The organism is Lysinibacillus halotolerans (genome assembly GCF_003711845.1).
In the GTDB taxonomy this organism is placed as follows: domain Bacteria; phylum Bacillota; class Bacilli; order Bacillales_A; family Planococcaceae; genus Ureibacillus; species Ureibacillus halotolerans.
Map to the genome: position 1 here is coordinate 19,960 of NZ_RHLQ01000036.1, position 12,927 is coordinate 32,886.

Annotated in this window: 11 protein-coding genes; 8 read left to right on the plus strand and 3 right to left on the minus strand. The window is 36.2% G+C overall.

What is annotated here, in order from left to right; all coding sequences use genetic code 11:
* Positions 1–25: 25 nt before the first annotated feature.
* On the minus strand, positions 26–1,054 hold the full coding sequence (locus EC501_RS13365; protein WP_122972804.1) for a DUF2804 domain-containing protein: 1,029 nt from the start codon (positions 1,052–1,054) through the stop codon (positions 26–28).
* Between the two features lie 292 nt (positions 1,055–1,346).
* On the opposite strand from EC501_RS13365, the gene EC501_RS13370 reads away from it, so the two are divergent.
* Positions 1,347–1,874, plus strand: coding sequence for an amidase domain-containing protein (locus EC501_RS13370; protein ID WP_241559353.1), 528 nt, complete (start codon positions 1,347–1,349; stop codon positions 1,872–1,874).
* A gap of 136 nt (positions 1,875–2,010) precedes the next feature.
* Positions 2,011–2,595, plus strand: coding sequence for a nitroreductase family protein (locus tag EC501_RS13375; RefSeq protein WP_122972806.1), 585 nt, complete (start codon positions 2,011–2,013; stop codon positions 2,593–2,595).
* Positions 2,596–2,694: 99 nt separating this feature from the next.
* Here the strand turns inward: EC501_RS13375 and EC501_RS13380 are convergent, their stop codons facing one another.
* Both EC501_RS13380 and EC501_RS13385 read right to left on the minus strand, forming a co-directional pair.
* Positions 2,695–3,150 (minus strand): DUF3278 domain-containing protein, encoded by a 456-nt coding sequence (locus EC501_RS13380; RefSeq protein WP_122972807.1) that lies wholly within the window; start codon positions 3,148–3,150, stop codon positions 2,695–2,697.
* Positions 3,147–3,347, minus strand: a complete 201-nt coding sequence (locus tag EC501_RS13385) for a helix-turn-helix transcriptional regulator (RefSeq protein WP_122972808.1) — start codon at positions 3,345–3,347, stop codon at positions 3,147–3,149. Before EC501_RS13385 ends, EC501_RS13380 begins: the two co-directional genes overlap by 4 nt.
* Before the next feature lie 336 nt (positions 3,348–3,683).
* On the opposite strand from EC501_RS13385, the gene EC501_RS13390 reads away from it, so the two are divergent.
* From EC501_RS13390 to EC501_RS13415, 6 genes are all read left to right on the plus strand, one after another.
* Positions 3,684–5,894: an MMPL family transporter gene (locus EC501_RS13390; protein WP_122972809.1), complete on the plus strand. Its 2,211-nt coding sequence runs from the start codon at positions 3,684–3,686 to the stop codon at positions 5,892–5,894.
* A 163-nt stretch (positions 5,895–6,057) separates the two neighbouring features.
* Entirely contained in the window at positions 6,058–7,581 is a 1,524-nt protein-coding gene (locus tag EC501_RS13395) for a CoA-acylating methylmalonate-semialdehyde dehydrogenase (protein ID WP_122972810.1), read from the plus strand.
* Positions 7,582–7,709: 128 nt separating this feature from the next.
* Positions 7,710–9,269, plus strand: coding sequence for a PucR family transcriptional regulator (locus EC501_RS13400; protein WP_122972811.1), 1,560 nt, complete (start codon positions 7,710–7,712; stop codon positions 9,267–9,269).
* Positions 9,270–9,425: 156 nt separating this feature from the next.
* Entirely contained in the window at positions 9,426–10,784 is a 1,359-nt protein-coding gene (locus EC501_RS13405) for an aspartate aminotransferase family protein (RefSeq protein WP_122972812.1), read from the plus strand.
* A gap of 338 nt (positions 10,785–11,122) precedes the next feature.
* Positions 11,123–12,061: an ATP-grasp domain-containing protein gene (locus EC501_RS13410; protein ID WP_122972813.1), complete on the plus strand. Its 939-nt coding sequence runs from the start codon at positions 11,123–11,125 to the stop codon at positions 12,059–12,061.
* 144 nt (positions 12,062–12,205) lie between these two features.
* Positions 12,206–12,763 carry an NUDIX hydrolase gene (locus EC501_RS13415; RefSeq protein WP_122972814.1) on the plus strand — a complete coding sequence of 186 codons (558 nt, stop codon included), beginning with the start codon at positions 12,206–12,208 and terminating at the stop codon, positions 12,761–12,763.
* Positions 12,764–12,927: the final 164 nt, after the last annotated feature.

Here is a 12,927-nt window from a genome sequence, read left to right on the forward strand (position 1 = left end):
TTGGGACATTTTTATAAAGGCTAATCTACCATTTTGCTATATGTTCTTCTATACAACCTAGCATTTGTTGGATGACGAGGGTACTGCCATCTTCCAACTTAACTTGTCCATTATAGTAGCCAACAAGTTGATGGACTTCAGATTTTACTAATTTCACATCCGTTTTGGCAACCCGTTCAAAAAACGGATGGAAAGTTAAAATTACCTGATCTGAAAACTTTGTTGTGATGTACCAAGGTTTCATGAAATTTTTTCTGTCATAATTAAACAATACATCTTCATGAATCTTTGTCATTTTACCATCTACAAAAACAGCATTTTCAGTCATACCCGTTCCGTCTGTCCATTTGCCTCCAAAGTTTAAGCCAACCCGTTGATTTCGCACTCGTTGAGATGCCATCCCCCAATTCCACAACGCTTCCCTCGGCCAAATACCTCTACCAAAATCAAGTACCGCATAACAGTCTTCTTCAAAAAATTGATAATTTCGTTCTCCTATTTTCACAAAACCTGTAGTCGGTAATGTATGATGCTTTGCAGTAAATTGGAAGGTTTGTCGGTTCCAAGGTATGACGACATTCAGTGTATCGTCCTCTTTAGGATGGTGGATCGTTAATTCTGCATGTAAAGCTTCATTATCAAAGTTTTTGGAAGTGACATTTAAAAAGGTTTGATTTTGAAAGAACGTAATATTAATATGAACTTCGCTATTGGCAAAACGAATAGGCTCTAACACTCTCGATGGCATTTTTAGTTTCGTACCTATGCCAAGGGGAATCGTAATCGTTTTTTCAAAGAATCGTTGGGTTTCATATTCTAAAAAATAGATAAAACAAGTCGCCGCATAATCAAAATGGCATATCGTTACGGAAAATAATATTTCCTCTCCATAGACGCACCAATAATTCCATTTTTTCTTCCTTAAGTAGTGACCAGATAAGTTGCAATCGATGATAGGTTTACGAGCAAAACCGATAGCTTCCGGATTTAAGTTTCCTTTTCTATCACATAGCCGTGTAAGTTCAATAATTTCTCTTTCAGCGTGCTGCGTCAATGCCAACATCCTCTCAATCAAATTATCTAGGATCTCTTTCTATTGGAAGTAAAATATGATGATTCAATGCAAAATATATCAACTGCCAAGCATTTGTAATATTTTTAACATTATGAAGAGTCTAGAATCCTTTCTTATTATTGTAGCAAAATGTAGAACCAATTAGTTTAAGGACATTAAATTAATATTAAATTGTAACAAAATGACAGTCTTATTGAAGGGAAATTAAATTGATATGAAAAATGATGACAATGAAGCATAGAATGGTAAAAAAGGAGGTTGAACCATTCCAATTTATTACAATCGTCAAGCGGCGGTTCAGTATGCGAGAACTTGGTGGAATCGAAAAAACCCCAATTACCCGGCTTTTTCAGTGGATTGTACAAACTTTGTATCCCAATGTTTACGGGCAGGAGGAGCCCCGATGTCAGGTGCACCGAATCGAGGAAAAGGTTGGTGGATTACAGACGGTTGGAGAAGAGGGAGTGGTAATGGATATTACTCGAATGAAACATGGAGTTATAGCTGGTCCGTCTCCCACAGTTTTCGTTTGTATTTAGAAAACGCCAAATCAGGATTAACTGCTAAACGTGTCCAATCCCCATCGGAACTGGAAATTGGTGATGTCATTTGTTATGACTTTCAAGGAAACGGGGTAATCGACCATACAACGATTGTGACGAGTATGGTAAATGGAGTACCTTATATCCATGCCCATACAGTAGATAGTGCGGATCGCCATTATGATTATTCAAACTCCTACGCCTATACTCCAAACACGAAATACTACTTTTTCAAAATCGATGATGTGTTTTATTAAAAATTGTTTGCAATAATAACAATTTATTGAGAATTGTAAAAAAGCTAAGTATATTTTAAAACGTAAAATTATATGGTAAGGTTTATTGAAGATGAATGAAAAAGGGTTAGAGTTAGTTTTTTAAGGAGAGAAGAATATGAACCAACAATCGTTATCAGTGCGTGAAGCAATTATTGGAAGACGGTCAATTAAAAGGTTCAATGGTCAACCGGTTGATCGGGAAGATTTAATGAATATTATTGACGACGCAGTATGGGCACCTAATCATAAAAATAGAGAGCCATGGCGATTAGTTGTTGCATGTGGAGAAGAGATTTTTGAATTGCACAAGCTTTTAAGAGATACAACCATTCCTAAATGGAAGGAACTATCGGAGGAATCGCTAGAAAAGCAAATGCAAAAATTCACATTAGCAGGAGCCTTTGTGTTTGTTATCGTTCCTGAAGATGTACGCCAAAAACAACGTTTAGAAGATTTCGCTGCAGCAAGCACATTCATTCAAAACATTCAATTACTTGCATGGGATTATGGTATCGGATCCTGTTGGAAAACTCCAGATTTCTTAGATGCACCGGATTTCCGAACTGCTTTAGGTGTACAGCCAGGTGAAAGAATTATTTCAATGTTGCAATTAGGCTATTTTGATGAATTGCCGAAAGCGGCAGAGCGAAAAAAATCAGACCAAATTGTGACGATTTTCGGCCAAGGGGAGAAGAAGTAATATCCCTTCTATTCAATGTTGATGAAAAGTTAGTTTGAAAAAATGCATTAATAAAACACTAGGGTACTTCAACCCTAGTGTTTTTTGTATAGCTTGACTTTATAGTAGTTCTTTATTTTTCTTATAGGAACGCTTTAAAGAAATATAACTAGATAAAAACCAAATTATACTAACACCTATTAATAAACTTAATATTTCAATCCATTCATTGAGATTTTTAGGTAAGTTTATGAAAATTAAATAGCATGTCATATATATAACGACAAATCCAATCGTTCTAATGGATATAACTTTTAATTCTTTTTTATAAGTCCTCTCTGTTGAAATGTTTGTATATTCGATGCCTGATATTATGTATCTTCCTGAAACATAGAAGAGGAAGATAGCGATGGCTATTAATAAGGCAAATTCTACGTCAAGATTAAAATATTTGTTACACATGATCATTACAATAAGTGAAATGAAAAGGATTACTGCGCCTTCCGAGAAAAAATATAACATCTTTTTTTCTTTATATTCATCATTTGGTAATAAGAAGGATATCCATGATTTCATTCTGTATCGACCTCCCAAAATAATTCATCTAAAGTTTTATTCAATTCCTTGGCTATTGCAACACACAACTGAAGACTTGGATTATATTCGCCCTTTTCAATAAGTCCAATCGTTTGTCTTGTTACACCAACTCTTTTTGCTAATTGCTCTTGAGTTATAGAGGCTTTAATCCTTGTTATTTTTACATTATTCTTCATTTTTTCCACCTTAGAAAATGTCATATATAATTTACATATGCAATTTATATATTACATACAGTGTGTCAGTAAGTCAATGAATTTCCAGATAAATCAAACTTATTTTTAATATCTTTTCTAGATATCATTTTAATAAGCAAAACTAATTCATATTTCAATCTAATTCCATCCCATTACGAAATGAATGCTTAAACAAATGCTTTTATAGAATCAAATATACAATTGATTTGAAAGGAGATTTTCCTATGCTTTGGCAAGAATAAAGATATGATGGAATTCACCATCAAGAATTTTATTCAATGACTTTAAACACAATTGATGGAAGGGGAAGAAACGATGTCAAAACATCCGCTGGAAAAGTGGGGAGGAATGGTTGGAAACAAAGGTTCACGTTGGGTAACCGTTTTACTCTGGATAGTAGTCGTAGCTATTTTATCAATGACCCTACCACAGATTAACAGTATAGAAAACTACGGTGGAAGTGACTTGCCGAAAGAGGTTATGAGCGAACAAGCAAATGCCCTCATAGAAGAACAATTTCCCTCCGATTCCGGTATTCCATTATTAATTGTCTGGTATAAAGAGGCTGGACTGGGTCATAAGGATCTACAGTCTATTCAAGAGTTGTATAAGCAGTTAGGCGAGCAACCTTTACATGAACAAACATCTCTTCCACCTATTGTAGCTTTGCCAACAGAGGCTTTATTAGGAACTGTTTCAAATAATGGTTCTTCCATTGTTACGCCGATTTTCTTCGATGAAAAGGCGAATACGGATACGATTAAAGAAGGCTTACAAAAAATTGAAGAAATGACGGAAGAAACTTTTGGGGTAAATCCATATGATACAAAACTAGAAGAATCAGGTTTGCATGCCCGTTTCTCAGGTCCTGCGGGTATTTCGGTTGATGCGACCAATTTATTTATGCAAGCGGATATTAAACTATTAATTGCGACAGTCATTTTAATTTTAGTATTACTAATTGTCATTTACCGTTCACCATTATTGGCGGTTACCCCTCTAATTGTAGTAGGGATTGCTTATGGAGCAATTAGCCCTTTGTTAGGGTGGTTTGCTGAAAATGGATGGATTGATAAAGATGCACAAGCGGTTTCGATTATGACCGTTCTGCTATTTGGTGCTGGAACAGATTACTGTCTTTTTTTAATTAGCCGTTATCGTGAAAAGTTACTTGTTGTTGAAAATAAATTTGAAGCCTTACGTCTAGCAATGAAAGAGTCGGGCGGAGCAATTATGATGAGTGCTTTAACGGTCTTTATAGGTTTAGCTACCCTTGGTTTAGCTGATTACGGTGCATTCCAACGTTTTGCAGTGCCATTTAGTTTTGCGATTTTCGTTATGGGAATCGCAGCTTTAACAGTATTACCAGCCATTTTATCTATATTAGGACGTATAGCCTTTTTCCCATTTGTTCCTCGGACAGAGCGGATGGAGCGTCTGAGGGCTGAAGTGAAAAACAAACCTTATAAAGAGCCAAAACTTAAGCATCTTGTTATGGCGAAAGTCGGTGACTATGTAACAAAGAAACCGTGGTTAGTTATTATAGTCACAGGTATCGTATTAGGTGGTCTAGCGATTACTTCTACTCAAATTAAATATAATTATGATTTATTATCATCATTCCCAGAGGATATGCCATCACAGGAAGGCTTTACATTAATTGCAGAAAATTTTTCCCCTGGTGAATTAGCGCCTGTTCAAATTATCGTTGATACAAAAGGGGAAGCGGTTCATTTAACAGACCAAATTGCAGCGCTTCCATACATTGATGTAGTAAGTGAGCCAACTTTTGGAGAAAAGGACTCCAATATTCAGCTTTATGAAGCGGATCTAAATGAAAATCCGTATTCTACGGAAGCGATGGATTTAATACCAGATTTAAAAACCGACATAGAAAAAATGCTAGAAGAGGCTGGTATTGAACAAGCGAATAAAAGCTATTGGATTGGTGGAGAAACAGCAGCACAAGTGGATACAAAAACGGTTCAGGAACGGGATGAATCTATTATTCAACCGGTCATGGTAGTAATCATAGCGATTTTATTATTATTGTATTTACGTTCTGTTCCGGCAACGATTTATCTAGTAGGCACTGTATTAATATCCTTCTTTGCTGCATTAGGTTTAGGGTGGTTAGTACTGACAACTTTCTTTGGAGCGGAATCGATTGCGAGCGCGTTGCCGTTATATTCCTTTGTGTTTTTAATTGCCCTTGGTGAGGATTACAACATCTTTATGATTTCAGAAGTTTGGCAAAATCGTAAAACCCAAAGCATTAAAGAAGCAGTCAAAAATGGGGTTGCTCAAACCGGTTCAGTTATCACATCGGCAGGTTTAATACTAGCTGGTACATTTGCTGTTTTAACAACATTACCAATTCAGCTTTTAGTTCAGTTTGGGATTATTACAGCAATTGGCGTTTTAATCGATACATTTATTGTCCGGCCATTATTAGTACCTGCAATTACCACAGTATTAGGTCGTTGGGCTTTTTGGCCAGGTAATTTATTTAAAAAGGAAGATTAACCATTACATTATGTCCAACACTATTCATCTGATATTTACTTATTGTCCATTACACCCGATGAATATTTCATGTAAATTAATAATAATTTAAGAGGATTCGATCATCGTTCATCGAAAAATCCAATAGGGATAATTATAAACTTTTAGTTAGGGGTGTATGGGAATGACAGTTGAACAAAAAGTGAAAGAATTACATCATTTTATTAACGGTGAGTTAGTAGCAGGTAAAAGTGGTCGTTTTTCCAATGTGTATAATCCATCAACGGGGGAAGTCATTGCACAAGTTCCTCTTGCTGCAAAGGAAGAAGTGAAAAACGCCATAGAGATGGCAAAAAAGGCATTCCCTGAATGGAGAAATACTTCCAGTGGAAAACGGGCAGAAATTGTGATGAGATTCCGTCAGTTAGTGAAGGAAAACGAAGAAGAACTAATCCAAGTGATTTGTACGGAAAGTGGCAAAACAAAGGAGGATGCTAAGGGAGAGATTACCCGTGGTTTAGAGTCAGTAGATTTGGCCATTAATGCTCCCCATCTTTTAAAGGGAGACTATTCAGTTAACGTAGGTGGAAATATTAATGCCTATTCAACAAAATCCCCTATAGGGGTTGTGGCAGCCATTTCTCCTTTTAACTTTCCTGTAATGGTACCCTTCGCCCAAACAAGCATGGCGGTTGCCGTAGGGAATGCTGTTATTTTAAAGCCGTCTGAAAAGGTGCCAATGTCTGCGCTGTTTTTCTCGGAATTATGGAAAAGAGCGGGATTACCTGATGGTATTTGGACGGTTATAAATGGCGACAAAGAAGCGGTTGATGAATTGTTAGCAAATCCAACTGTTCAAGCAATTTCCTTTGTAGGTTCCACACCTGTTGCAGAGTATATTTATCAAACTGGTACAAGTTACAATAAACGGGTTGCAGCCTTTGGTGGTGGGAAAAACTTTATGATTGTAATGCCTGATGCCGATTTAGAAAAAACAGCAAATGCCTTTATTGGAGCCGCATATGGTGCAGCGTCACAACGTTGTATGGCCATTTCAGGTGCGATGGTAGTAGGGAAAGAAACGGCGGATCAATTGGTTGCTATTTTAAAGGAAATGATTGAGAACTTAAAAGTAGGACCTTATACAGATGAAGAAGTTGATTTTGGTCCGGTTATTACGCAACAATCAAAGGATGCGGTTATCGGTTATATTAATCGGAGCATTGAAGAAGGGGCAAAGGTAGTAGTAGACGGACGAAATCCAACTATTTGCCAAACATCAAAAGGGTTTTATTTAGGACCAACGTTATTAGATGAAATTACACCTTCTATGGAAGTTTTCCAACAAGAAGTATTTGGACCTGCCCGCATCGTCGTCCGGGTTGAATCTTTACAAGAAGCGATCGATTTAATAAACGATCATGAACTAGGAAATGGTGTGACGATCTTTACGAATAATGGCGCAGCAGCTCGGAAATTCCAGGAAGAAATAGAAGTGGGGATGGTTGGAGTGAATGTACCCATTCCAATCCCAGTTGGATATTACAATTTCGGCGGGTGGAAACGTTCCAAGTTTGGTGAAGGCTTTATGTTTGGTCCTGATCAAGCTCGCTTCTTTACAAAAAGTAAAACAATATCTGAAAAGTGGTTGAATGGGGATGACGAAACGTCCACAACTTTCGCTTTTCCTAGCAACTCGACAAAATAAATTTTAAGCATGGTCTTCCATAGGGAGGATCATGTTTTTATTTTGAAGAAATTTTACCACTACTTTTGTCAGAAAATTTAAATTATAATATACGTAACTTCCTTTTCTACAAGAGAGGTGTGTGCCAATTGAGTCATTATTCCTTACTAGTTCGTGATATTTTAAAAAATAAACACTTTTATCAAGCAGAAGTTGTCGCTGGTGATGGCGGACTTCATAATACGATTAAATGGGTGCATGTCCTTGAAGTGTCAAATGTTCAAAAACTATTAAAAGGACAGGAGCTCATTTTAACAACCGGTGTCAGTTTTCAACATCATCAAGACCACTTTTTACAATTTGTTATAGGGCTTATCGAAGCAAAATGTGCCGGACTTTGCATTGAATATGGAGCATATATTCAAAAAGTGCCGGAAGAGATTATTCAATTAGCAAACGACCATCAATTTCCCATCATCGTTTTTCATGAAGAAGTTCCTTTTGTTGAAATTACCCAAGACCTACATACCCTTATTATTAACCACCAATATTCCATGATCGCTAAATTAGAAAACTACTCCCAATTACTAAATAAAGAAACTTTACATGCGCAAAATAGTGAACAGTTATTAAAACCTTTATATGAATATTTGAAAATCCAAACGATTTACGAAGTAGAAGGTAAAGATCCAATTTTCTATCCGAATATGGCAAAGAAACAAAGGGAAGCTCTCCTCCAAAAGAAGTTAAATCGGAATGATAGTACCCAATTTATAACAAAACCGATTTATCTGTTCGAACATATTTTTGGAGAAATAACGTTATATAGTGAAGAGAAGGAAATAACCGAGTTTGAGCTCCTCATTTTAGACAGAACGATAACAGCTTTAGCCCAGCTGTTACTTAGGGATTTATATGTGGATGAAAGGAAAAGGAAAGAGGATGCAAAATGGTTAGAGGAATGGTTGGAGGGGGCCCATACCGAATCGGAAATTAAACAATTTTTATTAGCGGAATGGCCAAGCTTTAGGCAAACGGATAGTACAGTACTTATTCTTTCCTTGCCGAGAAACGAAAAAAATCAACAATTGGATCGGACCTATTTTAAATTAAATTGCCATACGATTTTTGATAAAAAGGGTTTTCTTTCTTTTGTCATTGAAAGGAAAAATGATTTTATTTTCATATTATTGAACCGTCAAGATACTGATTCGATGAAGATGAGATTACAAGATTGTCTCGTGAAACTCGAAACATCTAATTTAATCGAAGGTCAAGAAATGGCAGTGGGCAAGTTTGTAAAGGAGTTAACGAAGGTTCATGAAAGTTACAAAAGTGCCCAGGATACGTTATATATTATTCGACATGTTGAAACGGACTCTTCCTTTTATGATGAGTTATATGTATTCCAACTTATTTATCAAATGCAAAAGCATACGAATTTACAAGAAATGATGGAAGAATTGCTTCAACCATTAATCGATTTTGATGAAAAGCATAATGGTCAGTTAGTGGAGACTTTAGAAATTTATTTACAGTCGAATGGTTCTAAACAAGAGACGGCAAAAAAATTATATATCGTAAGGCAAACGTTATACCATCGATTACGAAAAATTGAAAGTTTAATAGGTAAGGATTTTATGAAAGGTGAAAATCGCCTTGCTTTAGAATGGATGCTTTTTGCGCGGAAGTTTATAAAAAGAACTTAAAATTCGTGAGTCAAACCATTTTACTTACTGTTTAATTTCTATTGTTTTATTTTACATTTTGTTACATGAAAATACCCTCTATCTTCTTCATAATATGTGTAAAACAAAGCGTTAATGGGGTATGTATTAATGCTAACAAGATAGGAGTGGGCATGGATGTTGGATACGAATTTAGGAAAAGAATTACTAGAAAAGGATGAAATGTACGTTTGGCATTCGATGAAACCGTATAATCCTAATGGAACGCTAGTTGTGGAGAAATCAAAAGGTGCCCGTATAACGGATGTGGATGGAAAAGAATATATTGATGCAATGGCTGGGTTGTTTTGTGTCAATGTTGGGTATGGTCGGGAGGAATTGGCAAAGGCAGCTTATGATCAAATGGTTTCTAACGCTTATACACCATTATCCCAAGGACATGTTCCTTCTATAAACCTAGCAGAAAAGTTAAATGAACTTCTTGGTGGAGATTACGTTATTTTCTTTTCGAATAGCGGTTCAGAGGCAAACGAGACTGCCTTTAAAATTGTCCGACAATATCATCAGCAACAAGGTAACAGTTCTCGTCTAAAAATACTCTCCCGTTATCGTGCTTACCATGGTAATTCAATGGGCGCATTAGCAGCAACTGGCCAAGCGGAGCGGAAATATAAATACGAACCACTAGCTCCTGGATTTCTTCACGTTTCTCCGCCCGACTCCTATCGAAATAATGAAGACGAGTATACAGATATTTTCAATATTCCGAGTGTAAAAGAAGTGGATCGGGTGATGACATGGGAGCATAGTGATACAATAGCAGCGATGATTTTAGAACCGATTATTACCGGAGGAGGAGCTCTAATACCTCCAGAAGGTTATTTAAAAGGAATCGAAGCAACTTGTAAAAAACATGGTGCATTAATGATAGTAGATGAAGTGATTTGCGGTTTTGGTCGGACTGGAAAGCCCTTTGGATTTATGAATTACGGAGTACAGCCGGATATCATTACAATGGCGAAGGGACTTACTAGTGCATATTTACCTTTATCAGCTACGGCAGTAAAACGGGAAATATATGAAGCGTTCACAGATAGTGGAGACTACGATTTCTTTCGACATGTGAACACGTTCGGTGGAAGCCCAGCAGCTTGTGCATTGGCATTGAAAAACTTAGAAATTATGGAAGAGGAAAAACTGTTTGAGCGTTCTGCAACAAAAGGAACGGAAATGTTGAAGACGTTACAAGCTCGATTAAGTAGCCATCCTTTTGTTGGGGATGTACGGGGTAAAGGGTTATTGATTGGGATTGAATTAGTAAAAGATAAAGAAACAAAGGAACCTATTGAAGTTGAATCGATTAACAAAGTAATAGCGATTTGTAAGGAGAAAGGAGTAATTATCGGTAAAAATGGTACTACAGTTGCTGGATTTAATAATGTTCTCCTTCTATCGCCCCCACTAAATATCTCAGATGAAGATATTCAGGTTGTAATCGATACTTTAGTAGAAGCAATTTATGAGCTGAAGGAATAAAGGGAAAAGCAGAATGATTCATTTCATTCTGCTTTTTGTATCCCTAAACATAGGAATTTCTCAACAAATTATTTGTAATGAAGTAGAAAAATGAAATTATTTCCCGAGAAATGTTTTATTTTGCGAAATAGAACAGATAGTGGGGAAACGTTGATACTTCAATACTTTTAGCTTCCAATGCTGAAATTTTGTCGAATTAAATTTCTCTGTTGGTACAGTTTGTCTGGTTAATAGAAGTAATTTCTAATAAGGTATTAAAAGATGATATAAGCAAAAAAAGTAAATAGAGTTAAAATAAAAGAAGGAAAATAAACTACATACAACAAAGGAGTTTCATCATGACGAAAAAAATTTATGTAATTCATGAAAATGATGACTGGACTCGTCATTTAACAAAAAGATTAGAAGAGTTGAATTTACCTTATGAAACTTGGCATTTAGATGAAGGAATTGTTAATTTAAATGAAGCACCACCTGAAGGCGTATTTTATAATCGAATGAGTGCTTCTTCCCACACTCGTAACCATCGTTTTGCTCCTGAACTAACAGGTGCGGTAATTGATTGGTTAGAGTTTTATGGCAAAAGAGTGTTAAATGGCAGTAACGCCCTTCGATTAGAATTAAGTAAAGTAAAACAATATACGCAATTAGAAAAATACGGTATTCGTGTACCAAAAACAGTAGCGGCTGTTGGGAAAAATCAAATTATGGAAGCTGCTAAATCATTAAATACATTACCGTTCATTACAAAACATAACCGTGCAGGTAAAGGGTTAGGGGTTCAATTATTCTATTCTTTAGAAGCGTTGCAAGAGTATTTAGATAGCCCAGCATTTGAAGAACCCGTCGATGGGATTACTCTCGTTCAACAATATGTAAAATCTCCAGATCAGCATATAACGCGTGTGGAATTTGTTGGTGGGGAGTATGTCTACTCTGTACGAGTTGATACTTCAGAAGGTTTCGAATTATGTCCTGCGGATGCTTGTCAAATTGGAGACTTATTCTGTCCGGTTGGAGAAGAGCCAAAAGATCAAATGAAGTTTAAAATTGTAGATAATTCTCGGACAGAACTCATCGAAAAATATCAACAGTTCTTAAAAGGAAATGGTATTGATGTAGCCGGTATTGAATTTATCGTAGATGAAGAAGGTACTGTCTATACTTACGATGTGAACACAAATACAAACTACAATTCCGATGCGGAAGAGGAAGCTCAGAAATTCGCCATGCTTGAATTAGCGAAATTATTAGGTAGAGAGTTAGAAAATATATAATAGCTGAAAAGACATTTCCTGTTAAAGGCTCTTGCTTTGAAGGGGATGTTTTTAGTAGAAAGCGAAATGTAGGTAGTAAGGGAAGTTAAATCACTTTAAAATAAAAGGGATAAATTCTTAACGAAAAATGAGGAGCCTATTCAAATGACTTTAAGACAACAATTGGAACAATACCGTCCGTATAATGAACAAGAAGCGAAGGATCAAGAATTGATGTTACGATATATGGATACCTTTGATAACTTACTCACACGGGAAAATGAATTTGCCCATTTTACAGCTTCTGCATGGCTAGTGAATAAAGAGCGTACAAAAGTATTGATGGTCTATCATAATATTTATCAATCTTGGTCATGGGTTGGTGGGCATGCGGATGGGGAAGCGGACTTATTGCATGTAGCATTAAAAGAAGCGATGGAGGAAACAGGACTTACGAACGTCCACGCTGTATCCGATGAGATTTATTCTATAGAAATATTAGGAGTTCCAGCCCATGTGAAAAAGGGAAAACATGTCGCAACCCACGTTCATTTAAATGTAACGTATTTATTAGAAGCGGATGAACAGGACGAAACCTTTATTAAACCGGATGAAAATAGTGATATCGGTTGGTTTGAATTAAATAAAGCGATTGAAGTTTCCACGGAACCAGATATGAAAGTCGTCTATCAAAAATTAAATGATAAACTCAAAGGTTACTAAATGTAATAAAAGGTAGCTTCTCCTAAAGAGATGCTACCTTTTAATTAATTCTTTTAAAACCACGTGCTCTGCACGTGTGAAAATATACTTTTAGAGTGGTAATGGAGATGGAATTAAAAACTCCTCTCGATATAATGAAAATGGCCGTCAAACCAAATTCAAAT

What these genes read in the sequence shown, in the direction of transcription:
- EC501_RS13375 (WP_122972806.1), top strand. Translation starts at nt 2,011, where the DNA reads ATGAACCAACAATCGTTATCAGTGCGTGAAGCAATTATTGGAAGACGG.
- EC501_RS13395 (WP_122972810.1), top strand. Translation starts at nt 6,058, where the DNA reads ATGACAGTTGAACAAAAAGTGAAAGAATTACATCATTTTATTAACGGT.
- EC501_RS13405 (WP_122972812.1), top strand. Translation starts at nt 9,426, where the DNA reads ATGTTGGATACGAATTTAGGAAAAGAATTACTAGAAAAGGATGAAATG.
- EC501_RS13415 (WP_122972814.1), top strand. Translation starts at nt 12,206, where the DNA reads ATGACTTTAAGACAACAATTGGAACAATACCGTCCGTATAATGAACAA.
- EC501_RS13385 (WP_122972808.1), bottom strand. Translation starts at nt 3,347, where the DNA reads ATGAAGAATAATGTAAAAATAACAAGGATTAAAGCCTCTATAACTCAA.
- EC501_RS13390 (WP_122972809.1), top strand. Translation starts at nt 3,684, where the DNA reads ATGTCAAAACATCCGCTGGAAAAGTGGGGAGGAATGGTTGGAAACAAA.
- EC501_RS13380 (WP_122972807.1), bottom strand. Translation starts at nt 3,150, where the DNA reads ATGAAATCATGGATATCCTTCTTATTACCAAATGATGAATATAAAGAA.
- EC501_RS13410 (WP_122972813.1), top strand. Translation starts at nt 11,123, where the DNA reads ATGACGAAAAAAATTTATGTAATTCATGAAAATGATGACTGGACTCGT.